25 protein-coding genes and 2 pseudogenes are annotated in these 21,346 nt (G+C 54.2%); 3 read left to right on the top strand and 24 right to left on the bottom strand.

Annotation, left to right across the window (positions count from 1 at the left end; genetic code table 11):
• Together RDV48_15520 and RDV48_15525 are read left to right on the top strand one after the other, a co-directional pair.
• Complete coding sequence (locus RDV48_15520; GenBank protein ID MDQ7824211.1) at positions 1–798, top strand: hypothetical protein; 798 nt, start codon at positions 1–3, stop codon at positions 796–798.
• Between the two features lie 3 nt (positions 799–801).
• Positions 802–2,178: an FAD-dependent oxidoreductase gene (locus tag RDV48_15525; GenBank protein MDQ7824212.1), complete on the top strand. Its 1,377-nt coding sequence runs from the start codon at positions 802–804 to the stop codon at positions 2,176–2,178.
• Here the strand turns inward: RDV48_15525 and RDV48_15530 are convergent.
• On the bottom strand, positions 2,163–2,849 hold the full coding sequence (locus RDV48_15530) for a GGDEF domain-containing protein (GenBank protein ID MDQ7824213.1): 687 nt from the start codon (positions 2,847–2,849) through the stop codon (positions 2,163–2,165). The genes RDV48_15525 and RDV48_15530 overlap by 16 nt on opposite strands.
• 354 nt (positions 2,850–3,203) lie before the next feature.
• Between RDV48_15530 and RDV48_15535 the strand changes: the two genes are divergently transcribed.
• Complete coding sequence (locus RDV48_15535; GenBank protein MDQ7824214.1) at positions 3,204–4,658, top strand: PQQ-binding-like beta-propeller repeat protein; 1,455 nt, start codon at positions 3,204–3,206, stop codon at positions 4,656–4,658.
• A 13-nt stretch (positions 4,659–4,671) separates the two neighbouring features.
• Here the strand turns inward: RDV48_15535 and RDV48_15540 are convergent, their stop codons facing one another.
• The 23 genes and pseudogenes from RDV48_15540 to RDV48_15650 form a co-directional block, all read right to left on the bottom strand.
• The gene (locus RDV48_15540) at positions 4,672–6,231 is read right to left on the bottom strand and encodes a M14 family metallopeptidase (protein ID MDQ7824215.1); all 1,560 of its coding nucleotides are present in this window, start codon (positions 6,229–6,231) and stop codon (positions 4,672–4,674) included.
• A gap of 13 nt (positions 6,232–6,244) precedes the next feature.
• Entirely contained in the window at positions 6,245–6,697 is a 453-nt protein-coding gene (locus tag RDV48_15545; protein ID MDQ7824216.1) for a hypothetical protein, read from the bottom strand.
• Positions 6,698–7,100: 403 nt separating this feature from the next.
• Positions 7,101–7,352 carry a hypothetical protein gene (locus RDV48_15550; protein ID MDQ7824217.1) on the bottom strand — a complete coding sequence of 84 codons (252 nt, stop codon included), beginning with the start codon at positions 7,350–7,352 and terminating at the stop codon, positions 7,101–7,103.
• A gap of 104 nt (positions 7,353–7,456) precedes the next feature.
• A complete protein-coding gene (locus RDV48_15555; GenBank protein ID MDQ7824218.1) occupies positions 7,457–8,161 on the bottom strand; it encodes an ABC transporter ATP-binding protein in 705 nt (234 codons plus the stop codon).
• 2 nt (positions 8,162–8,163) lie between these two features.
• A complete protein-coding gene (locus RDV48_15560; protein MDQ7824219.1) occupies positions 8,164–9,369 on the bottom strand; it encodes an FtsX-like permease family protein in 1,206 nt (401 codons plus the stop codon).
• Between the two features lie 60 nt (positions 9,370–9,429).
• Positions 9,430–10,245 carry a hypothetical protein gene (locus RDV48_15565; GenBank protein MDQ7824220.1) on the bottom strand — a complete coding sequence of 272 codons (816 nt, stop codon included), beginning with the start codon at positions 10,243–10,245 and terminating at the stop codon, positions 9,430–9,432.
• 313 nt (positions 10,246–10,558) lie between these two features.
• Positions 10,559–10,915 (bottom strand): annotated as a pseudogene (locus RDV48_15570) (arsenical-resistance protein).
• Positions 10,916–10,961: 46 nt separating this feature from the next.
• Entirely contained in the window at positions 10,962–11,348 is a 387-nt protein-coding gene (locus RDV48_15575; protein MDQ7824221.1) for a metalloregulator ArsR/SmtB family transcription factor, read from the bottom strand.
• A 182-nt stretch (positions 11,349–11,530) separates the two neighbouring features.
• Positions 11,531–13,741, bottom strand: a complete 2,211-nt coding sequence (locus RDV48_15580) for a hypothetical protein (protein MDQ7824222.1) — start codon at positions 13,739–13,741, stop codon at positions 11,531–11,533.
• A 203-nt stretch (positions 13,742–13,944) separates the two neighbouring features.
• Positions 13,945–14,277 carry a PIN domain-containing protein gene (locus RDV48_15585; GenBank protein MDQ7824223.1) on the bottom strand — a complete coding sequence of 111 codons (333 nt, stop codon included), beginning with the start codon at positions 14,275–14,277 and terminating at the stop codon, positions 13,945–13,947.
• Between the two features lie 80 nt (positions 14,278–14,357).
• Positions 14,358–14,516: a hypothetical protein gene (locus RDV48_15590; GenBank protein ID MDQ7824224.1), complete on the bottom strand. Its 159-nt coding sequence runs from the start codon at positions 14,514–14,516 to the stop codon at positions 14,358–14,360.
• A gap of 13 nt (positions 14,517–14,529) precedes the next feature.
• Entirely contained in the window at positions 14,530–14,949 is a 420-nt protein-coding gene (locus RDV48_15595) for an arsenate reductase ArsC (GenBank protein ID MDQ7824225.1), read from the bottom strand.
• An 11-nt stretch (positions 14,950–14,960) separates the two neighbouring features.
• Positions 14,961–15,698: pseudogene (gene arsM / locus RDV48_15600) on the bottom strand (arsenite methyltransferase).
• A 168-nt stretch (positions 15,699–15,866) separates the two neighbouring features.
• Positions 15,867–16,076, bottom strand: coding sequence for a hypothetical protein (locus RDV48_15605; protein ID MDQ7824226.1), 210 nt, complete (start codon positions 16,074–16,076; stop codon positions 15,867–15,869).
• A 239-nt stretch (positions 16,077–16,315) separates the two neighbouring features.
• A complete protein-coding gene (locus RDV48_15610; GenBank protein MDQ7824227.1) occupies positions 16,316–17,008 on the bottom strand; it encodes an aromatic aminobenezylarsenical efflux permease ArsG family transporter in 693 nt (230 codons plus the stop codon).
• The gene (locus RDV48_15615; GenBank protein ID MDQ7824228.1) at positions 17,008–17,445 is read right to left on the bottom strand and encodes a nitrophenyl compound nitroreductase subunit ArsF family protein; all 438 of its coding nucleotides are present in this window, start codon (positions 17,443–17,445) and stop codon (positions 17,008–17,010) included. The genes RDV48_15610 and RDV48_15615 overlap by 1 nt, the downstream gene beginning before the upstream one ends.
• 60 nt (positions 17,446–17,505) lie before the next feature.
• Positions 17,506–17,742 carry a thioredoxin family protein gene (locus RDV48_15620; GenBank protein MDQ7824229.1) on the bottom strand — a complete coding sequence of 79 codons (237 nt, stop codon included), beginning with the start codon at positions 17,740–17,742 and terminating at the stop codon, positions 17,506–17,508.
• Between the two features lie 14 nt (positions 17,743–17,756).
• The gene (gene arsM / locus RDV48_15625; protein ID MDQ7824230.1) at positions 17,757–18,545 is read right to left on the bottom strand and encodes an arsenite methyltransferase; all 789 of its coding nucleotides are present in this window, start codon (positions 18,543–18,545) and stop codon (positions 17,757–17,759) included.
• A gap of 81 nt (positions 18,546–18,626) precedes the next feature.
• Positions 18,627–19,511, bottom strand: coding sequence for a putative zinc-binding protein (locus RDV48_15630; GenBank protein ID MDQ7824231.1), 885 nt, complete (start codon positions 19,509–19,511; stop codon positions 18,627–18,629).
• Complete coding sequence (locus RDV48_15635) at positions 19,508–19,795, bottom strand: 4Fe-4S dicluster domain-containing protein (protein ID MDQ7824232.1); 288 nt, start codon at positions 19,793–19,795, stop codon at positions 19,508–19,510. Before RDV48_15635 ends, RDV48_15630 begins: the two co-directional genes overlap by 4 nt.
• On the bottom strand, positions 19,788–20,180 hold the full coding sequence (locus RDV48_15640; GenBank protein MDQ7824233.1) for a hypothetical protein: 393 nt from the start codon (positions 20,178–20,180) through the stop codon (positions 19,788–19,790). Before RDV48_15640 ends, RDV48_15635 begins: the two co-directional genes overlap by 8 nt.
• Positions 20,180–20,875, bottom strand: a complete 696-nt coding sequence (locus RDV48_15645) for a putative zinc-binding protein (GenBank protein ID MDQ7824234.1) — start codon at positions 20,873–20,875, stop codon at positions 20,180–20,182. The genes RDV48_15640 and RDV48_15645 overlap by 1 nt, the downstream gene beginning before the upstream one ends.
• Entirely contained in the window at positions 20,865–21,287 is a 423-nt protein-coding gene (locus RDV48_15650; protein ID MDQ7824235.1) for a putative zinc-binding protein, read from the bottom strand. The genes RDV48_15645 and RDV48_15650 overlap by 11 nt, the downstream gene beginning before the upstream one ends.
• Between the last annotated feature and the right edge of the window lie 59 nt (positions 21,288–21,346).

Here is a 21,346-nt window from a genome sequence, read left to right on the forward strand (position 1 = left end):
ATGATGAAGAAATACTCCATTGTAATCTGGACGGTACTTATTACCTTGATGCTCTGCTGCCCCCTTTTCCTGGTGGTGCATGGCAGGCTTTCCCAGGAGAAGGCGCTCTCAGGCTCTTCATCCTTTTATGAGCTGGAGGCCAGAGAGAAGCAGGCAGCCTTTCCCGGCGGGGAAACCTCACGGCACGAAGGGGGCGGTCCCGGAGGCCCCGGCGGTGAGGAGCCTTGTGGAATGCAAGGTCCCGGCGGTCCCGGTGGTCCCGGCGGCCACGGTGGTCCCGGCGGAATGCAGGGACCTGGAGAAAGGCCTCCGATGGCACCGCCCACGCTTTCCAATGAGGATCTTGAGCGGGCGGAGAAGTTCGTCAAGGAAAATGACGAGGTGAAGTATAAGGACCTCCAGCAGATGAAGGCAAAGGACGAGATGATTTACAAGCGAATAATGGCTGACATATTCAGGGACATGCTCTTCATGGAGAAGCTCAAGAAGGATAAGCCGGAGCTCTACAAGACCCTTATCGAGGAGCGCCGCCAGGAGTCTCAGTGCCACGAGATCATAAAGAAATTCAAGGAAGAGAAGGACGGCGCAAAGCAGAAGGCTCTCAGGGAGGAGCTCAGGAAAACGCTGGGCACGCTCTTTGAGCTTCGTCAGAAGGCCAAGGACGAGCGTGTAAAGGATATCGAGAAGAGCCTTGCCGAATTAAAGAAAAAGAGCGAGGAAAGAAAAAAGAACAAGGACAAGATCGTGAACCTGAGGCTTGAGGAAATGCTGGGAAGGGCACAGGATCTTGAATGGTAAGGAATGGCTGCTGAAAGAGGCACAAGGATAGTGGTAATCGGGGGAGGCGCCGCCGGCATGTCGGCGGCGGCCTCTGCCCGCCGGGCCGACAGTGAATGCGGGATAACAGTCGTTGAGAGGGGACCGTACGTGTCATCGGCACATTGCGGGATCCCCTATTATATTTCCGGCCTCCTCGAGGATATCAGGGAGCTTACCGTCTATTCCCCCGAATATTTTGAGCGGGAGCGCCGCATCAGGGTCATGACGCATACAAGGGCGACAATGATTGAGCATAGTGCCCGGAGGGTCATAGTGAGGAGCGTGGCACAGGGCAACGAGGAATCTCTCGGTTATGACAGCCTTGTGCTTGCCACAGGGGCCCGCCCCATAGTCCCCTCCCTCGAAGGCGCCGATGGTCTGAATGTATTCACCGCAAGGAACCTGGAGGATGCCGTAAAGATAAGGCAGTATGTGGACAACAACCCTGCAGGGACTGCAGTGATAGTCGGCGGGGGATGGATCGGTGTGATCATGGGCGGGGCTCTCTCCTCGAGAGGCCTGGAGGTTGTATTGCTGGAGCGCACGGATTCCCTTCTTCCCGGTTTTGATCGGAGTCTCAGCTGCGCCTGTGAAGAGAAGCTGAAGGAAAAGGGCGTCAAGATCCGCACTGGTGTCTCTGTCACAGGCCTTGCAAAGGAACGGAGCGGGCTTGTCAGCTCCGTATTCTTCTCAGGAGGCGCTGTGAAAGCTGGCCTGGTCATTATGGCAGCAGGCGTGGCACCCTCCTCGGAGCTCTTCAGCGCTTATGGAAGCAAGCAGAAAGGCGCCATAGAGGTGAATGACCTCATGAAAACCGGCATCGAGGGGATATTTGCATGCGGTGACTGCGCAACGGCCTATCATGTAGTGGCGGCGCGCCAGGTCTATCACCCCCTCGGCACGACGGCCAACCGCCAGGGCAGGGTAGCCGGCGCGAATGCTGCGGGAAGGTACTCCCTTTTCGGGGGCATTGCCGGGACTCAGGCCCTCAAGGTATTTGACCTGGAGATGGCAAGGACGGGCCTTTCTTCCGCCGAAGCAGCAATGTATGGCTTCAAGGCCTTTGACGTGCTCACCACTTCGCCCTCAAGGGCCCGTTATGCCCCTGGCGGATCGCTCATCACCACGATGATCACCGTTGAGCAGGCTACGGGGAGGGTCCTGGGCGCCCAGATGGCGGGCCGGGAGTCGGTGGCTGCGAGGATCGACGCCTTTGTGCCGATTGTCTCTGAAGGCATGACGCTTCAGAGGGCTGTGGAGCTTGATATGAGCTATACGCCCGAGTGCTCGCCTCTCTGGGACCCCGTCATCTACTCACTGAGAGAGGCGCTCCGCCGTCATACTCAGGAGCACCGCTGATAACCGGCTGAAAGTTTACCCGCCCTTTGCCTTACGAAGAAGTGCGGCTTCCTGAGCAGAAAATCCTTGTCTGAGACATTTCCATACTCAATGCAATTTTTTCCCGCTCTTTTCGCTTCATAAAGAAGCAGGTCCGCGTGGACAATAAGGTCAGTTGATGATTTCGTGCAGTCATCATAGAAAGCGACACCACAGCTGATGGAGGCCTTGAATGAGGTTCTTTTTACAGAATCCATATGGGACAGGCCCTGTATGTTCTCGAGAATCCTCTCAGCGACCTTGCTGGCATTTTCCAGAGAGGTATCGGGAAGCATGACCGCAAACTCGTCTCCACCGAACCTTGCGACGATGTCATAACCTCTCAATGCTTCCTTTATGCACTTTGTTGTCTCAATAAGTACCAGGTTTCCCATGTGATGGCCATAAGTATCGTTGATCTGTTTAAGGCCATCCAGATCCAGCATGATAAGGGAGAGATCCCTTGAGTATCGCACGGAGCGGCTCCGCTCCTCCTCCAGTCTGCTCATCAGGTAGCGGTAATTGAAAGTCCCCGTAAGTTCATCAGTGAATACCTGCACCCGCAGTTTTTCAATCTCTGTCTTCAGGTTCCTGATGGTCTCCTGAAGAGAGAGAATCTGATTGTAATCGCCATACACAGTATTTCCCGCCATATGCTCCGCTCCTTACTTACAGGATATCGTTCTGTATCATCTGCTCTCTGCCCTGAACACGGGGGCATGGAGCAGCAGCATGGATTTTGATGACTTCCTGCGAGAGGCTGCCTCTCCACTACGAAGGTATCATCTTGGATTTTCCATGGGAAGGGCTGGTCCGCAAGGGGTATAAATTCACGGTGTGATGCATTTTTAAAGGGTTGAAACGAAAATGGCCCTGGAGTCAATGGAGGAGCATCCATTGACTCAGCCTGGTTCGACTTTAACATATAGTTTACAAAAGGTGACTTCACATTGCTGCTGATTCGTGGTAGAGTAATATAGATAATATCTGACACAGGAGATGACCATATGGAGATAGATGGCCTTGGCTCCCTTCAGGGAGCTCACCTTCCCGGGAAGAAGCTCAAGAACGACCTGCCGGGGACCGCGGTGAATGACACCGTCACCCTTGGGGGCGCTCCCGCCTTTTCTTCTGTCACTTCACAGTCCGTAGCGAACCAGCTTTTCAGCGCCAGGAACATTCTCTGGAGCACTACCTGGAAGAGTGACGGAGGCACGGGCAAGGGCCTCATAAAGCTTCCTGACGGCGATCTCCTCGCAGGGACTTATTGTGACCTCACCAAGATAAGCACCAGGGATGGAAGCGTTTCCTGGACCAGGCCCATAATGGAGAAGAAGAAAATGCGGAACCTCAGTACTTCTCCTGCCCTCGTGGCAAAGGACGGCTCGCTCCTCATCGGCACCACCGACGGTGTCCTCTATTCACTCAATGCAGACACGGGAAAAGAGATCTGGTCGTACAAGAGCGGCGCCTACTCTACAAAACCCATGCAGGCCCCTGACGGCACGATATATGTGCAGAAAGACAAGGATATTGCCGCTCTCACTCCTTCCGGCAAGGAAAAGTTCACCGCGCCCATTGGCCGTGACAGGCAGGAGATCGAGTTCGTCGGTCACGATGGCGCCGTATATATAAAAAGCGACAATGAACTCTTTGCTGTCAACGCCGACGGGAGCAGACGCTGGCAGGACAAGGGCAGCTCCGTCACCGGCTTTGACGGTGATCCAACACTTTACGTGACCGCCTCCAAGGATGTGCCCCATCCCCAGTATAAGAACTCCACAACGGTCCATACTCTCGTAAGCGCAAGGGATCCGAAGAGCGGCGGGAAACTATGGGAGAACGAGTATGATTACGCCACCGTGGGCGGCTATTTCAACGGCAAGGTCCTGGTCTATGAGCATGACAGGGTTTCAGCCCTTGACGCATCAACGGGTAAGGCTGTCTGGGATTCGCCGGGGAAGTGGATGCGGAAGATAAACACCGTCCTCTCTGACGGGACAGTTATTCTCACCACTCATGGCCAGTTTGAGGCCCTCGACGGGAAGACGGGGCGGCAGAAATGGACCATGGACATCAAGTCCCTCCCCCTTGACACGCCTGCCCTCGAGACAAAGGACGGCCACATCATCATAGGCGACGGCAGCAATATCTACCGCATTGACCCCTCTGACGGAGCCCTCATTTACAAGGTCCACCTCGATAAGGACCTCCACGGTATCTCAGTGAGCGGCGACGAGAGGGTGGTCTATGCCGAGGAATCGGGAACGGGCGCCATCCACGCCGTGGATTTCCGCAATGCCGCCGAGATGGCGAAAGACCTCCAGGAAAAGCCTCCCGCGGAAGCAGGCGAGGGCGGGGGAGAAGGAAGCAGCGCCGGGGGGGTCACCGTGGAGGAAGACTACGTTATCATAGACGGCGTCAAGATCCCCAAGAAAAAACAGGGACAGCCAACTGATTAAAAGGGACAGTCAGCTAGTTTTTGTCAAAACCCGGGAGGTCACCCGGGTTTTTTATTTTTATCACAGGGTAGGGGTACCCTTCCCTGAGCCACGTGCCCGCGAAGGCGCTCGGCACTTCTCCCGTGTCGGTCACGAGGCCCCATGACGACTCAGGCTCCAGCATAAGAGGGATGAGTAGACCTGCGCTCTGCTCGAGTCTCACCACGATGTCACCCCTGTGAAGGACCTCTTCACGGCTCAGTGTTTCGCAGTCCACATTGGGAAGCACTGTTTCTTCCTCCTTCCTGGCGGCAAGGTGGAGGATCATGGTGCGCTCCGCCATAACGGGCATATCGCTTTCAACAGAGACAAGATCAATGTGATGCCGCTTCATTATCTCGATGGCGCCCGTTTCCCCGGCGGGAATGACGTAAGCCCAGGGCCTTGCCATGCTCTTCTTGATCTTCACGAGGGGCTCATAGTGCCGGAAAGCCCTCTCTTCAGGCGCCATCGTCGCAAGGTCCAGGATTGGCATGGTAAAGGTGCGGCGCAGGGGATCGGGGAAATAGTCCATCTGGATGAAGGCCCTTCCCTTGAGGAAATCGGGAGATTTGAGGGAAGCCCTCTCCTCTCTTACAAGGCTCACGATCCTCGGGGCCTGCCGGGCAGAAGTTTCCAGCAAAGCCATTATGGCGGCCCTCTGGCCCTTTACCCGCTTCTCAATGTCGCCGGGCCTTTTCCCGCAGTTTCTCCCCTCCAGGATATAGGAGAGGGTGTTGTAGATTCCAAAGGACTGGCGGCCGTCACAGATATCTGTCGTGCTGTGGCGGATCCTCCCTCCGTCAAAGGGCGTGCCCACCACGTACCTTGCATAGGTAAAGCCTTCCCGGCGGACCCCGCGCTCCACCGCGGGGAGCATTACCGATTGGCTGAAAGCGAAGATCCGCGGGGAGATATTCACGTTGCTCACCATGTCGAACATCTCGTCGGCATTCTTGACCATCCTGCGCTTTACCCACTGCTGGCTCCCGGGCCCGTACTCGTGGACGTCAAGGGTCACCTCGGGCATCAGCTCCCAGAAGATGCTGTGGAGGGCCTGCACTTCGGGCTCCGTGAGGATCACGTGGTTCCTGTTGAGGTCGCGGTCATTGGCATTGGTACGGCTCTCTTTCTCTGCGCCATCAGGGTTCACCATCGGGATGATTGCGATATCAACCTTCTCCAGCAGGGCCTGAGGCCCTGTGGCAAGCTCACTTGCGATCATGAGGGCGGCTTCCTTGCCTGAAGGCTCGTCGCCGTGCTGCTGGCAGAGGATCATCACCACCGGCTTCCTTTCCCTGTCAGATGCGAAGGCGCCGGAGCTGAGGAAAAGGGCAGGGATGTCTCTCCCCTTCACTGATTTTCCGATTATCCTCACCGTGAACTGAGGACTCGCTCCGTCAAGCTCTTTTATGAATGGGAGCATCTCGTCGTAAGGGGTGAATCTCTGAAAGGCGTGCCTTTCGACGGGCGTGGCTGCAGGAGCGCCGGCGTTGGCGGCAGGTAATCCTGCGCAGAGGGTGATGAAAAGTATCAGCAGCGTAAAGGTTTTCAAGGCTTACCACTCCTCACAGATAGTCGAAATAGCGCAGCCACCACGAGGCGCCCTGCTCCCTGAAGGGCAGCCCGCCGGTGTAAAGCTCGTAAAGGATATTTTCAGGGATATAGACGTAGCCCATTTCCTCCAGGACCGGTATGAGAAGGGAGAGATGCTTTTCAGGGACTTCGGCGCTGTAGCACCCCACGGTGGCAAAGCCCCCGAAGTTGCTCACCCTTATGAAGATGCCGTCGCCGTCGGCATTCCAGAATTCCCTGGGAACCACGATTTCTCCATGAAAAGAGGCATCCTGTATATAAACGCCAGTCTCGCTGAAGCATTTCGTGGCGAGAAGCTCCTCGACTTTTCCGGCGAGCTTTATGAACTTTTTTTCTGCCCCTTCACGGTCAAATCCGGGCGGGTACTCGCCTGAATCAGGATTGTCGGCGTTCCTCAGCAGATCAAGGTACTGTTCTCTTGTCATCAGAGTGAGCTCCTTGCAGGCCTCAGGGTGGAGATGGCGCCCGGGGGGGCCTTTCATGGATCAAAGGGGTGTACCAAGAGATTCTCGGGAAGGAGCCCCACTCCTCTTCTCTGGCACCAGGCAGAAGCACGAGAGGTGGCAATGGTAAAAATGACATTGAGGCCTCGCAATGCACTTCCAACGGCTAGTTTGAAGGGTATCCCGTGTCTTCGCTCCCGCTGGCGTGAGGGAATTTTGTTTTAGAATTTTTTTCGCCGGTCAGCACCGGGGCAGATCCCTGATGATGCGAGAGCACATATCTGCTGAAGGAAATTCAAGATGAGGTATTCTTTGCAGCGAGGAGTTTTAAAGGCTTATGGGCTCGGGCCAAAGAGTTCCTCGTCAGGCTCAATGCTCCACGTCCTCAGATTTCGTTCAAATTATCTTGTTCCCGGCGTTTTTCTGCCTCGGCTGATTGATTTTCCTTCTGCATATCGCTTTGGGCCACAAGAGCAAGGAGTATTCCGAAAACTCCCCCAAAAAAGCCCAGGCAGGCGTAGACATTAATTCTGAACTTATTAGCAGTCTTATTCTGCATTATGGCGATGCTTCCCAGGGAGCCAGCGACACTCCAGACAAAAATTCCAATCTTTACCAATAAAGAGCTGTCATCCATGTTCCCACCCGCTTATTAGATTCCTGGCAGCATTGAATTTCTGTGGTTTCGTCTTAATGCCCCTGTGCAGATAACTCCACAGCAGTAATACAATCATTCAATCATCAATTGCGGAGCGCTCCCTGCTGTCTTGAAGGAGCATCGATTTCTTCGATCCTGCCGCCAGCGAGCCTCATATGCCGAGTCGCTTCTCCGGCAATATCGTGATTATGAGTCACCATTACTATAGTGACAGAGCCCTCGACAGTAAGCTTCTTGAGATAATCCATCAACTCCCTGGTCATGTCAGGATCGAGATTTCCTGTGGGCTCGTCAGCAAGAATGATCTGGGGATCATTGGCAAGCGCGCGTGCCAGGGCGACTCTCTGCTGCTGTCCCACGCTCAGCTTCGGGGGCCTGTGATTCATTCTGGATGCAAGGCCGAACCTATCCAGCAGCTCCTTCGCTTTCTTTTCCTGCGCATCTTTGGATTTATCGGCCATATAAAGCGGGATCTGGACATTTTCAAGCGCAGTGAGATATGGAATAAGATTAAAGGTTTGAAAAAGGAAACCTATGGTGTTTCTGCGGCATTCGGCTTTTTGGATGGCACTCAAGTCATAAACAGATTTTTCTTTAATATAGATTTTCCCCGAATCAGGCTGGTTGAGGCCTCCCATCGTGAGGAGCAGGGTTGTTTTGCCGCCGCCGCTTGGCCCGGTGATGGAAACAAACTCTCCCTGTGCTATCTGCACAGAGACATTAATCAGGGCATTTACTGTGACTTTATCTACTGTGTAGGATTTGCTTACATTTTCCAGGATTATCATCGTTACACCTCTTGAAATATTTCGACGGGATCAACGTGTGCGGCACGGCTTGCCGGGATGAGGCTGGAGAGCACGGAAACAACCACCGCTATTGAAACGGCCCATAACAGCAGGTTCCCGATAGGGTTTACACTGACTCCTGTTATTTTTGGACCCAGAAATAACGCCATAATTGTTCCGGCAGCGTATCCCAGAATCCCTCCCGTGAAGCCCAGAATGAGCGCCTTGAGCAGGAAAATATGAAGGATGCGGTTCGGTACAGAGCCGACGGCTATCATGATGGCTATTTCTCTCCGCCTCTCATGCACGTTGGAGAACATATAGTTGGCGATGCCGATGCCGCCGACAAGCACGATGACGATGAAGAAGATCATCGAGAATTTATCGAGCATTTCATTGGTCTTCTGCTGAGTTTTCACAAGCTGCGTTATTGTCACCACCTTGGCGTCAGGTAGAAGCTTGTTGAGGCTGTCAAGCATTCCCTTCTTAATCTCGCTGCAGCAGCCGACAAGCTCTATCATATTGATCACTTTTCCCGTATTGAACATATTCTGGACTACATGGAGACTTGCAATTATGCGGGTATCATCGATTGTTCCCGTCTCGGGGTAGACCTCCTTTACCCTGAACTTTCTGCCTTTAATCTCAATGGCCGAATCCTTTTGAAGGCCGAAGAGCCTTGCCGCTTCGCTTCCTACTATCACCTCGTCAGCACCGAGGGCTTCGATGATTTTCCGGCGCATCTGGTTTTCTTTCGTCAAAGGAGGGGGTTTTGGCCCGCAGGCCGCTGGTTCTGTAAAAATATTCGCAGAAGCCTTCCACGAGGGGGGCATTTTCAGCTCATTCTTGGGAAGAACTCCCGTGAAATTTACTGTTTTTCCTTGAAGAGCAATGGGTTTTGTCAGTTTCGGGGAGAGGTTGAGGATTCCCTGGATTGATGATAAGGTGATGGTGTCCACATAGCTTTCCGGAATAACGTCCTCCTCAAAATCCGAGCGGTAGTAATCATTCACCGTCGCGGATTTGGGAATGATAAGGGCATTCGCCCCGAGGTTATCAAGCTCCTCAGCTACTGCCACCTGGGAAGAATGGGACATGGTCCTGGTTGCGACAATAACCGTTATTCCAATGAGAATGGCAAGAAAACTGGTGATAAGCTGATTCTTCTTTTCAAACAGCTCTCTCATAACTATTTTGAGTGTGGTCATCAGATGCTCCTTACTTCATAAATTCAGCAGAATGCACACACGGTGCAGGTGAAATCATTGTCAGCCTGATGAGCAATTGCTGCAGCTCGAAAGCAGGGCATCAATTTTTGCGCTGTCCACGGTGCCTTTAAGAGTTCCCGCCAATGCGCCCTGGTTCAGAATGGTCACGGCCGTCTGCGGAGCTTTTCCCGGAGCCATTTTGAACATTGAGAAGAGAGGCATGTCGTTTTTATCTTCGGGATCCACGCGGATCACCACGCTGTTTTCTTTCTTGCTGGCGTAGCCGTCCACTTCTTTCATGGCTTTCTCAAACTGGGCAGAGTCCTGGCCGGGAAAACAGACAAATATGAGTCTTCTTTCCTGCGCTGATTTGAGAAAAGAGAGGACCTTTTCTGAAAGAAATGATTCTTTTATCGCGGAAACCGAAACGTCTTCAACAAAGCCGTTTATTACTGTGCCTTCCGGTGAAAGAACCAGCAGGACTGGCTTGTTTACCTTGTCTATCTCATATTTCCTCACTACCGGGAGCTCCTTTTCATCGTTTACATTGACAGTGACAAAATGAGCCGTCTCTTTCCCATATTTATTCTCTGCTTCCTTGTACACTGATTTCATTTTGCCGGTGGGCTCGTCATCCTTTTCAAAAAACAATACCACCAGAAATTTCTTCTTTCCCGAAGAGCTTTTAAGCATTTCAGCAACTGAAGAAGTGTCGTCCAGCGGTGCCTTCAGAATATTTTCCTCAACTGTATTCGTTGGATTGCCTGTTACAGAGACATTTTCATCTGCCTTTCTACCGCACGAGGTGAGGGCAATCAGTAGCCCGAAAGCAATTACTGCGAGGTAATATGCCCTTTTGAAAGTTGTATGTTTCATAGGTATTTTCCCTTCATTGATATAATGAGAACCCTGAAGACCTGACTTCCTCAATCCTGCCATTCTCCATTGTCTCTTATTACTTCAGGCCTGCTTTTTTTCGCTGCTTTTGGAATCGGCTGAATCCTCAGGTGGTGGGGGATTCTTCTTGCTTTCTGCGGCCGAACTGCCGCATGCCCCACCTGGCGCTCAGCAACAGCTGGTCTTTTTCATCTCCATTCTCAGTGATTTTTCAAAGCATTTTGTCAGCTTTTAATGCACGCCACCATGCTGTTTAGCTGGTGTGAGCTTTTCCCTGAACCGGTATCCAACGAATCAGGCCCACCATGTATTCAGGGTAAGCCCTCAGAAAGACAATTGCGAGGACAAACATCAGTATGGGACCGATGATCCAGTTCTGCACCAGGGAGAGTGACAGGACCTTCACGTCGCGGAATACTTTCCCCATCTCTTCATACTTCACCTTGGCCAGGGGCGGATACATCATCAGGATGAGGCCGATGGCGATGGAAGTGGTTCCCACCTGGAATGCCGAGAGCACCTTGTTTACCCCGGGGAAAAGAAACCCGGCGCCTACGCCCACGAACATTGCCAGAAAAATCCAGAGGGTGAGATAGGTGTAGAGGAACGAGAGTTTTTTCTTTACTTTGCCGGCATCAGCTGCTGTCATAGATTCCTCCTGCCTGTTTTATTGATGTAAGGCCTGCTGCAAATAGTTATTTATGCAATTGCCCGGTGTGGTAGCCTCTTTTGCTGTTTTGCATCCTGCACAATGGATCCAGCCCCTGTGCAATGATGCACTTCAGTCTATTGTCGTCGTTTTCAAGCTCTTTCGACTGCGCCAGTGACTCTTTAAGCCATTTAAGCAGGGATGGCGGGAAGCAGTCCGAAAGCCTGTAATATACCCAGCGGCTGTCCTTTCTGCTCTTTACCAGGTGAGCATTCTGGAGGACACTCATGTGGCGGGATACGGTGGCCGGGGCGAGTTTAAGCATCTCTGTAATCTGGCAGACACAGAGCTCATCTCTCTTTGTCAGGGCAATAAGCACCCTTAACCGGTTCCCATCTGCCAGGGCTTTGGTGACGGCCAGTGTTTTCTCCATGGATTCCGCCTTTGTTTGCATATTTTGCTAATTAACGAAATAATTATATGATAAAGTGCAGAAGATGTCAAGGAAAATGGGTGGATAACAAAGCGCATTTCCCTCATCCGTGAATCTTCACACCCTTTTCATAGACCAGGAAAGGAGTGCCTTCCGAGAGGGAGCCGAAGGTGAAGGTAAGATCATAGGGCGCCCTGCCCTTCACGGTGAGGGTCCGCAGGCCGTGGAGGAGGTGGAGGTGGCAGGCCCCGCCGGCACCGGCAGCCGGGGGTCTGGCAGCGGAAGCGGTCCCGCTTCAGGATCCTGTGATGATGGGCCGCTTTTTTCAAGGTTCCCTCGGTCTTGAGATAGTCGGCAAGGAGTGCCACGAGAAATTTTTCTTCCGGGAGGATTAGGCTTTCGGCGCCTTCCGGCAGGGCAAGACAGCCGAGAAAGGTATGGGCTGCTAGGTTCCAGACCTTCTGGAGCTCCCGGGGTAGGAAGAATTTGATGGTAATGGAGCCCCCTGCCGCTGGCGAGGTGGCTTTTGACGTGAGGATGTCCACCAGGAAAGTCTCCTCGGGATTCTCGCCCCGGGGAATGGTACAGAGTTCCCGGGCCTTTTCAGCTGCACAGAGGGCTGACTCAGAATCCTGCCCCTGGTTCTGAGGCGCTGCGAGCCTCGCACACAGCCTGGAATTTCTTTCAATTTCATGGGAAGCCTCAGAGGCCATCATCTCATCGAGATCGCTGAAATACTTCCAGGGCTCATCGAGGCGCCTGTCGCGGGATACCATGAGCTCCTCGTCGTCTGAAGCGAGAGGCCACGAAGATTTGAGAGAGGGGCCTTTATACCAGGACCCTGCCCTTATGCAGTCCTGCACCTCCTCCGAGAGGCCGTGGAACCTCTCGTCGGTGACGTAGCGGAAGCCGGGAAGAAGAGTATAATTGTGAGGGACAAGGCAGTCATATTCCACAATCCTCGCACAGCGCTGAGACTCTTCCCGCAGGTCAACAGTGGGCACACTCGCGGCATAGGCAATCCATTGCGATTCATTTTTCCCGTCCACGAGGGGGAGGATGAGGCGTGCCTGCTCCCTGGTGATGACGCCCTTCATGAAGGCGTCTTCGGTGAGGGAATGGCGCCGGAAGCCCTCGGCGAGCCTTATGAGCTGGCGGGTCTGGGCCATCGAGAAGCCGCAGCGCTCCCCTGCGTAGTCCTCGATGAACTCATAGCCGAGAAGGTGGTGGAGCTGCCTCTCGTCCATCGCCCGGAGAAGCATCCCCGCGGCTACGTCGAGCCTCTGGCGGATAGAGGCGGCCCTCCGGAGCCTCCCCGCAACCGCCCTGGCGGAGACCGCGCCGGCATCTTTTTCTGGCCGGCACTCTTCCAGCCATGAGGGAAAGAAGATGCTCCAGGGTGATGCCCACGGATCGCACCCGGGGCATTCATGCCCTTCACCGCCCTGCCCGTTTAGTTCGTCGGGATCGCTGATGCGCCGGTTTCCTATCCTTCTCTTCATGAGGGGCACCCGTGAGAAGAGGGGGCGATTTCCCTTGGCATCAAGGGCCGGAAGCTCCGGGGCGGCTTCCCCTGAGGCAAGGAAATTCGCAAGGAGAGCCTCGACAAATCCTGAGACAGGCCCGTCATAGTGCTCTTTGTCCCGGAAGAGGGAGAGGGCGAAGTCCCAGGTGAGGGCAAGTGAGGGCGGTACGCTGAAATACATCATTGTGCCTTCGGACCCGGCTTCGGGACCATCGCCGGAAGGGGTCGCCGATCCGGCCTTCCCTTCGGCGAGAGCCCTTTTCACTTCCCTCTCGAGGCCGCACAGGGAGCGCTCCCGCGCAATGGCGAGCCACCAGGACTCATTCTCAGGCGTGATGACTCTCGAGAGATGCCTGAGGGCGCTCTTTGCGATCCTGCCCTCAAGATAGGCCTCCCGCGTGAGGGGGAGCGCCCTGAGAAGCTCGAAGTTGTGCATCAGCTCCGACGCGGTGCGCCCCGAGAACGAGAGATGCTCCGTGGCGAAGGTGCCCATGGAGCGGTATCCTAACTGATCAACCCCTTTCGTTTTCAGAGTGACGATAAGGCCGCCGAGAGTAAGATCAAGTGCCAGGCGGCTGCGGACTGCCTCGCAGAGCAGAAAATCAATGCGCGCTGCCCTATTCTCCCTGTCGATTGAGCCGAAGGAGATATCCTCTGTGAGCTTTTCCGCTTCGGGGATGAGGCCCTCCCTGGTGATCTTGACTATGTGCTCGGGCCTAAAGAGGGTTCCCCCCGGGAGCTCATAAGGCTCGGGGATGAGGAGCATGTCCTCGTGGTCCTTAAGACAGCAAGGCTCTGCGAGGTGAAGAAGCTCTTCTTCATCCGGTAGGAACAATGAGTGAATGGTGTGGGTCTCAAACGTATCCATGTAATAATGATACCATATTGATAGAGAAAAAGCAAAGAGGCCCCCCCTATAGAAGCTCATTCTGAAGGTGTTTTTATGCCATCGAAGGATGCCCCGTGAAGGGCGGAAAAGAGGCGCGGATGATAAAAATGACCCTGAAGGCTCTTAAAGAATCGCCACGGCCTGTTTCTGCCCTCTCCCGGCCATTGCCCATACCGGTGGGGTCAGCGAGTGGCCCTCTTGCAGCTGCAGAAAAAATTTTTCCGATGGGGAATCCCCTTTAAGGTCCGAGGTGAAGCGGTAGAGCGGGGAATAAATTCTGGATTGCTGTTGACAAGGGGGCACTCATGGAGTATGGCAGTGGCGGCGGCAAAGGCATCGGCAAGAGAAATCCTGTAATCGGCTTTGAGTTCTCCCGCTGCGAGCGCTTCTTTTTCTGCCGCAGGAATGAGAGTGACAGGCCAGTTCTTCATGGCGGTGAGAAGAGAATGTGCTTTTGCTGAGCCTTTCTTTCGCTTGATGAGGTAGTAAAGCTCGCAGAGGTTCACCCAGCTCACAAGGAGCTCAATCTCACCTCGGCTTGCATCGATGAGGAAGCCTTCGCCTTTTCCGCAACACGGCGGACATCGGCATGACATCACGTGCCTCTGGGATTCCTGGTGCTGCACTCACAGGTGCCGGCCTGCCTTTCAGCCATTATTCTTTCCATAATCAGGGAGCGTCCGGCATTTTCGATGACATCGCGGATGATGTCTTCTTCTCGGTATTCAAGGCAGTAACAGACTAATTCATTCATTAACTGGTCCCCACTATCCAGGAAGCGATTCCGGGAGGCTTTCCACGTAGGCTCTTATCTCGTCGCGCACCTCGCGGAAAACCTTGAGCCGATCCTCATGAGAGCCTTCAGCCTTCGCGGGATCCCTGAAACCATGGTGTAATACTTTCACCTGCGCGGGGAAGAAAGGGCACGAGGCCCTGGCATCGTCACAGAGTGTGACCACATAATCTACTTTGACGCCCTCTTTCAGGAGCTCGAGAGAGGTCTTTGAACGCTGGCCGCTTATGTCAATCCCCGCCTCCTTCATCACCTCGACGGTGAGGGGATTGATGCCGTGAGCCTCGATGCCTGCAGAATAAGGCTCGAGGATACCGCCTTTCAGGTGCCTTGTCCAGGCTTCGGCCATCTGGCTCCGCGCCGAGTTCCCGGTGCAAAGATAGAGTATTTTCATCGCATTCCTCCTCATTTTTCCGGCTTGTATGCACGGACCTTGATGCTCACTATGGAGTCGGCAGCCTTCCTTATCTCATCCATGGGGATCTTTGCATCTTTAATAATTGCCTGCACCGTGGGATCACTGGCCATGTAGTCGAGGGGGAATACGCACTCTTCAAGCACCGCCACCTCGATGAATCCAGCATCTCTGATGGCGGCGAGATAAGCCTCCTTCAATGAGGCTCCCGCAATGCAGCCGATATAGGCGTCCACTGATTTCCTTATGCTTTCGGGGAGCTCTCTCAGGAGCACGATATCAGAGATCATGAGTCTCCCGCCCGGTCTGAGAACCCTGTGAGTCTCGCGGAACACCTGTGTCTTGTCTGGCGAGAGGTTTACCACGCAGTTTGAGATCACCACATCAACGAAGTTATCGGCAACGGGGAGGTGCTCGATCTCTCCCAGCCTGAACTCTATGTTACCCAGCCCCGATGCCTTGGAATTTTTCCGGGCATTTTCCACCATCTCGGGCGTCATATCGACGCCGATGACTTTTCCTGTGCCGCCGACCTTCTTCGCCGCGAGAAAACAGTCAATCCCCGCTCCGGCACCGAGGTCAAGTACATATTCTCCTTCCGCGAGAGAGGCGAGGGCAACGGGATTTCCGCATCCGAGCCCGAGGTTGGCCCCCTCCGGAAGGGAGGACAGCTCTTCACTGCTGTACCCTATATTTTTGCTCAGGTCTTCCGCCAGTGTGCTGGTCCCGCAGCACGATGACTTCGGCCCTCAGCAGCTTCCAGAATCCTGCGCGATGGCCCCGTATCCTTCCCGTACTGCTTTTCTGATGTCTTCCTGGTCCATGATGTCCTCCTTTGTGACTTATTTCAGCAATATCAGTGATCCTGATTGATCCGACATGTCTTCCTTCCGTGGTTACCTCTTCTCCCGGTCTGCCGGCTTACCCTTATGGAGGCCGGTGGAGTCTTCAGCAAGCCGGAGGGTGAACCTGCCGTAGCCTTCAATGCGCATGAGAAGCTCTCCCTTTGCCATGTCATAGGTATTCCATATCTCTTTGTGGATATAAAATTTAAGCTCCCCTGAAGAGTACTCTTCAAAGTCGCCAGGATTTTCCGGTTTTCCCATCAGACCTGATGGCGCCTTGAATATCTGTCATCACCCGAGGGTCACATAGCGCTCCGTGATGTTCATTATCCCGCCATGCTCCTGCATATACTCCTCAAGCCAGAGCGAGTCAAAGGTGAGCGATTTGTCTGGCATTGTTGCACCTCCTTTGTCGGATAGGCCCTTTTCGCGATATTCCAGCTTTATACTCCAGAGCATACCTGACGACATCATTGTAATTAACAATGTGCGTCAGTATATCAGAATAATCCCCCGATATGCTTGAGGGAGAGGTAGATGCCTGCCAGAATGAAGACGCCCCCCGTGATGCGCCGCGCCCACCCCTCGATTTTTGCCAGGCTGTTGAAAGCTTTCCCTACGGACTGTGCGGAAAAAGCGATAAGAAAGGCAAAGCCAATGACGGGCAGGGCTGTCCCCAGGCCGTAAAGTGCGGGGTACAGCACCTTGGAGGCCGCGCCGAGGCAGAGGGGGATGAGGCTTCCGAAGTAGAGGGCCGCCGAAACGGGGCAGAAGGTAAGGGCAAAGACGATGCCCAGCAGCGCCGCTCCCCAGATGCCGCTTTTTTCCACTTTCTCCTTCAGGGAATCGCTTATGCCACGTCCCTTGAACATGCTGAGATTGATCACCTCGAGAAGCACGAGCCCTACGAGCACGAGGAGGGGGCCTGTCACCTTGTTCATCCATTCCTGCAGAAACATTGAGACTTCAGGTATGGACAGCAGGCTTGAGACGATGAACATGGTGAGGAGCACGTAAGTAAAAGCCCTTCCCAGTGTATAGAAGAGCCCCGCGAGAATGACATTCCTCGTGCTGCCTACGTTCTTGCCGATAAAGGAGATGGCGACGATGTTGGCGGCGAGCGGGCAGGGGCTTATGGACGTCAGAATCCCCAGCCAGAGGGCCGAGAGCACTCCTGCTGCGCCGGATTCCATCACGAGCCTCCCTTGAAGGCTTTAATCTCATTTTCAATATAGGCGCTGAATTTCGCCTTGTCACTGTGGAGATTCCAGATCTTATCGAGATTCTTCCAGCGCGTCTGCGCCCCGTTTTTCGTCTCCACCAGCACGACCTGCTTGGTGAAAATCTTGTATTCCTTGATGAAATGCTTGTTGGCGGGCTGGTCTACATTCACCATCTGCCAGGTGATGAGCCCCTTTTTCATGGCATCGGCGAATTTTGAAGTGAGCGTCTCGCTTGTATAGGCTTCAAGCTTCTTGCATGTCGGGCAGCGGTAATTGTTGTAGAAGTAATAGACAATAATCTTTGAATTGGAAGGGGCGACGCTCTTTGAGGGCTTCTGGGCCCATGCCGCGGCGGTGATGGATAAGAGAAGTGATACTGAAAGAATGAGGATCAACAATTTTTTCATGGAGCTCTCCTTTGCGTGCAGAGTAAGGAACAGGCCTGCGACACCACTCTCTTTACTCTCTCAGGCTGAGAGGATCTTCTTTATCTCTTCAGCGTCAGGGATCCTTCCCGCGACCTTCACGATGCCGTCCACGACAAGTGCAGGCGTGGCAAGGATATTATATCCAAGGATCCTGCCCATGTCCTTCACTTTCTCAATCTCACACTCGATGCCGAGGCTTGTCGCAATCTGCTTTGTTTCTTCATAGAGCTTCGTGCAGTTGGGGCATCCCGGGCCCAGAACCTCGATCTTTTTCATTGTTTTTTCTCCTTTCAATTCTTTGGTTTGTTTGCGGTCACCATAATGCTCCGCGCAGAGTCGCAGGCTTTCTGAGCCTCCGCCTGCGGGACACCGGTGCGCTCCACGGCCTCGTAAGGCAGAGGCGACTCATTGACCAGCTTTATTGACGTAAAACCGGCTTTCTCAACAAGCTTCATATACTCGTCCCTGAGAAGGGCGCCGGCAATGCAGCCTATATAGAGCGTGACCGACTCCCTCACCTGGGGTGAAAGATCTTCCACGAGCACAATGTCGCTCACATAAAGGGCCCCGCCCGGCTTGAGCACCCGGTATGCCTCGCGGAACACCCGCTCCATGTCCGGCGAAAGGTTGATCACGCAGTTTGAGATAAGCTTGTCGGCGTAATTGTCTGCCACGGGGAGGTTTTCAATCTCGCCGAGGCGGAACTCCACGTTGCCATACCCTCCACGGCGGGCATTTTCCCGTGCGCGCTCAAGCATCTGCGCCGTCATATCGACGCCGATCACCCTGCCTTTCGGTCCTGTTTTGCGGGCTGCAAGGAAGCAGTCAAAGCCTGCACCCGAGCCCAGGTCGATGATGACCTCGCCTTCCTTTATGGCGGCGTGAGCCGTAGGATTGCCGCATCCCAGGCCCAGGTTTGCGCCTTCGGGCACGGCCTCCATTTCATCCCTGGAGTAGCCTATCTTTTCCCCGATCTCCCCCGTGGAGGTGCAGCTGCACCCGCAGCCACAGGAGCCGCCGCTCTCCGCAATCTTTCCGTATTCCTCACGCACCGTCTGCCTGATTTTTTCTTCCTTCATATTACCACACCTCTTTCTTTAATATTCCCGATATAACCGCAGCAAGTTATTCGAGCCACGCATTTCTATGAGCTTTAAAGGCTAGTGTCGGCCTGCAATTTCCCTCTGCGCTTTATCTATCATATTCTTGAAATAGGCTTCGCTTTCCAGCAGGAGCTCCCGGTCCTCTTCAAGCTGAGTGAGGCGCAGCTCAGCGATCCATCCCCGCCGGTAAGGGTCTTCGTTAAGAAGCTCAGGATGCTCCTTCAATGCCTCATTGATGCGCACGACAACTCCTGAGACCGGCGAGATGACCTGCAGCACGGACTTGCTCGATTCAAAGTCGCCGGCCTCGTCGAACTGGGAGATTTCCTTCCCGGGATCGGGATGGCCCACGTACATGATATCGCCGGCCCTGGTCTGGAGATAATCACTGATGCCTATGAGGGCTGTCGAGCCTCTCACGAAAGCCCAGCAATCGTTCTCATTGAAGAGGTATCCCTCTTTCGGGACTTTCAGCACGAACTTATCGACCATGGCCTCTAAGAAGTCGAGCTCCCGGCGGTTCCAGTCTTCAATACCGGCCTCGGTAGCTTTTTCGGATTTTTTCTCAGAGCAGTGACTCATAATGAGCCGTGATATTTCACCTGCCACCTTCAGGCCCCCGGGGCCGGGCTCAAGAGAAGCCTCGGGCCTGCTGCCGGTGCTTTTCACCACATCAGGGACATAGAGCTTCAATGCAATGCCTGCCTGAAGAGCCGCCGCCGTTTTTGTCGCGCACCTTGTGCCGCAGCCGTCTATCACGATCAGCTTTTTCTTTTCGGCACTCTCCTTGTACCGGCCGGGGTCCTGCGAGCATACCATGGGGCAGAGAAGCTCCAGCTCCGGCAGGGCAGTACAGGCATTGAGTGCCGCCGCTCTTGTGATCTGCCCGAGAGACTTGTCCAAGCCGTTGCAGGGGAGAAGGGCAAACTCGGATCCGCTCATTTCGCTTCCTCCTCCTTGCGTATTTGTTTAATGAGTGCCGTTGTCTCCTGCTTATTGGGGAATGAGAGGGCGTCGGGCTCGCAGGTCTTTGCGCAGGCACGGCAGAACACGACGCAGTTCTCTTTGTTTTTCACCACGAGCTTCCTCTCACCCTCGTTGCGCTCAAAGACCTTGTGGGGGCAGAACTTATCGCACTCCATGCAGAAATTGCATTTTGTATAGTCTATAACGGGATACCAGGGAATCCTCTCCCTCGGCACTCCCATGAAGGTGCTTTCAGACATCTTTCGCCTCCATATCGGCAAGCTTTTTCTCCACCGCATTAAAGGCCTGGTCGGTAGTCATATCCCTCACGTCGAGAGGCGCCAGGTGTTTTTTCACATCGAGCCCCATTTCGCTGAAGGCATCCCTGAAAAGCTTGTACTGCATCGAGGGAGCGCATCCGCCCACCACATAGGTCCTGCCGGGCTGGATAAAGTCTTTCCAGAAACGGTCGCCGTCCTCTTCGCAGAGCTGGGGATGGATGAAGGCATACTCGACGGGAAGCTCCACCCGGACCCTGTTAATAAAATCCCACATATCCATTTTAGAGAAACCGGGGCATTTACCGGTGCAGACACACATGATGAATCCTGGTTTTTTGTCTTCCATAACATCCGGGTCTTTCATTATTTTTTCCGTCCTTTCATATATTCCCGCAGGAGCGCCTCTCCAAGGGAAGCACTGCTTATTGCTTCAGGAATGGCGTTATAGATCCCTGCCTGTCGCGCGAGCTCCTGTCCCCTCTCTCCGTCAGAGAGTTCTCCATTTTTTGACACCAGCGAGAATATGCCGTCGAGAGCCACAAGCTCGAGAGTCTTTCCCTGAACCTTCACTGAAACGGTGCGGGGGCCTGAGGAACTGCAGGAGCATTCGGGGAGGGGAGCACCGCCTGCTGTTCCTGCGCGGCCTTCCTGCGCGGCCTTTGCCAGCACGAGATCCACTTTGCGGGCTATCTCCAGGGCCACCTTTTCGGCAAGCTCCCAGTCCTTTTCCGTGAAATCCCTTCTCGAAGCAGGAGCTTTTTCTCCAAGTTTTTCAAGAAGCTCATCGATAACCACCACGTCATCGACCTTGCCGCTGTATTTTTCGGTGCCTTGCTGGGCGCATCGCTTACCGCAGCCATCGACGGCGATGGTGGGATAGCGCTCGACAAAGGCGCGCTCTCCCCCGTCGCCGGCAAGGAAGAGAGGCAGGCAGATGGTGACAGTCTGCAGTGGCCTGAGCTTTTCCAGCACGATGCGGACAGCGGCCCGGGAGAGCGTTCCCTCGGCGATCTCTTCACCGCTGCAGGAGATAAGCCCTACTTTCACGTCATTTCCCATGGTCCTTCCCCTCCTCTCCCAGGATCCGCTCTATCTCTTTTTCAACTTTGTCGGCAAGAGCCTCCACAAGCTTTTCTCCGCCCTCGCCGATGTGGAGCACCGATTCCGGTTTATATCCCCGGTGCTCCTTGAGGATATCCATCACTCGGAGCTTGCTTTTCACGAGGCCTCCCGCGAGGGTGATATTCTTGCGGGCACATTCCTTGGGGCACCCGTCAAGGGCGATGCAGGGGTTCTCCCTTACCAGGCGCACCGCCTCATCATCGCCCGATACCAGAAGGGCAAGGCAGGTGGTGGTGCTTGTTTCCTTACAGCGTTTTTCGACAATATCATAGGTCGCCTGGCGGCCTACGGTGCCCAGGGGCTTGCCGATGCCGCTGCAGGGGATGACCACTACTCTGGGCATATTCATTTCAGTCTTCCTTTCTTACCTCTTTAAAAATCGGTGGAGCATAGAATGTGGGGCTCCAA

This window comes from Candidatus Eremiobacterota bacterium, assembly GCA_031082125.1.
Lineage (GTDB): Bacteria > Vulcanimicrobiota > CADAWZ01 > CADAWZ01 > Ess09-12 > Ess09-12.

Bases quoted from the DNA above. Each gene is read 5' to 3' on its own strand.
- RDV48_15525 (MDQ7824212.1), top strand. From the start codon at position 802: ATGGCTGCTGAAAGAGGCACAAGGATAGTGGTAATCGGGGGAGGCGCC.
- RDV48_15575 (MDQ7824221.1), bottom strand. From the start codon at position 11,348: ATGGAGAAAACACTGGCCGTCACCAAAGCCCTGGCAGATGGGAACCGG.
- RDV48_15565 (MDQ7824220.1), bottom strand. From the start codon at position 10,245: ATGAAACATACAACTTTCAAAAGGGCATATTACCTCGCAGTAATTGCT.
- RDV48_15640 (MDQ7824233.1), bottom strand. From the start codon at position 20,180: ATGAAAGACCCGGATGTTATGGAAGACAAAAAACCAGGATTCATCATG.
- RDV48_15560 (MDQ7824219.1), bottom strand. From the start codon at position 9,369: ATGACCACACTCAAAATAGTTATGAGAGAGCTGTTTGAAAAGAAGAAT.
- RDV48_15595 (MDQ7824225.1), bottom strand. From the start codon at position 14,949: ATGAAAATACTCTATCTTTGCACCGGGAACTCGGCGCGGAGCCAGATG.
- arsM (MDQ7824230.1), bottom strand. From the start codon at position 18,545: ATGAAGGAAGAAAAAATCAGGCAGACGGTGCGTGAGGAATACGGAAAG.
- RDV48_15645 (MDQ7824234.1), bottom strand. From the start codon at position 20,875: ATGGGAAATGACGTGAAAGTAGGGCTTATCTCCTGCAGCGGTGAAGAG.
- RDV48_15590 (MDQ7824224.1), bottom strand. From the start codon at position 14,516: ATGAATGAATTAGTCTGTTACTGCCTTGAATACCGAGAAGAAGACATC.
- RDV48_15630 (MDQ7824231.1), bottom strand. From the start codon at position 19,511: ATGAGCGGATCCGAGTTTGCCCTTCTCCCCTGCAACGGCTTGGACAAG.
- RDV48_15520 (MDQ7824211.1), top strand. From the start codon at position 1: ATGATGAAGAAATACTCCATTGTAATCTGGACGGTACTTATTACCTTG.
- RDV48_15605 (MDQ7824226.1), bottom strand. From the start codon at position 16,076: ATGGGAAAACCGGAAAATCCTGGCGACTTTGAAGAGTACTCTTCAGGG.
- RDV48_15635 (MDQ7824232.1), bottom strand. From the start codon at position 19,795: ATGTCTGAAAGCACCTTCATGGGAGTGCCGAGGGAGAGGATTCCCTGG.
- RDV48_15620 (MDQ7824229.1), bottom strand. From the start codon at position 17,742: ATGAAAAAGATCGAGGTTCTGGGCCCGGGATGCCCCAACTGCACGAAG.
- RDV48_15545 (MDQ7824216.1), bottom strand. From the start codon at position 6,697: ATGACAAGAGAACAGTACCTTGATCTGCTGAGGAACGCCGACAATCCT.
- RDV48_15535 (MDQ7824214.1), top strand. From the start codon at position 3,204: ATGGAGATAGATGGCCTTGGCTCCCTTCAGGGAGCTCACCTTCCCGGG.
- RDV48_15580 (MDQ7824222.1), bottom strand. From the start codon at position 13,741: ATGGATACGTTTGAGACCCACACCATTCACTCATTGTTCCTACCGGAT.
- RDV48_15530 (MDQ7824213.1), bottom strand. From the start codon at position 2,849: ATGGCGGGAAATACTGTGTATGGCGATTACAATCAGATTCTCTCTCTT.
- RDV48_15650 (MDQ7824235.1), bottom strand. From the start codon at position 21,287: ATGAATATGCCCAGAGTAGTGGTCATCCCCTGCAGCGGCATCGGCAAG.
- RDV48_15610 (MDQ7824227.1), bottom strand. From the start codon at position 17,008: ATGGAATCCGGCGCAGCAGGAGTGCTCTCGGCCCTCTGGCTGGGGATT.
- RDV48_15615 (MDQ7824228.1), bottom strand. From the start codon at position 17,445: ATGAAAAAATTGTTGATCCTCATTCTTTCAGTATCACTTCTCTTATCC.
- RDV48_15555 (MDQ7824218.1), bottom strand. From the start codon at position 8,161: ATGATAATCCTGGAAAATGTAAGCAAATCCTACACAGTAGATAAAGTC.
- RDV48_15550 (MDQ7824217.1), bottom strand. From the start codon at position 7,352: ATGGATGACAGCTCTTTATTGGTAAAGATTGGAATTTTTGTCTGGAGT.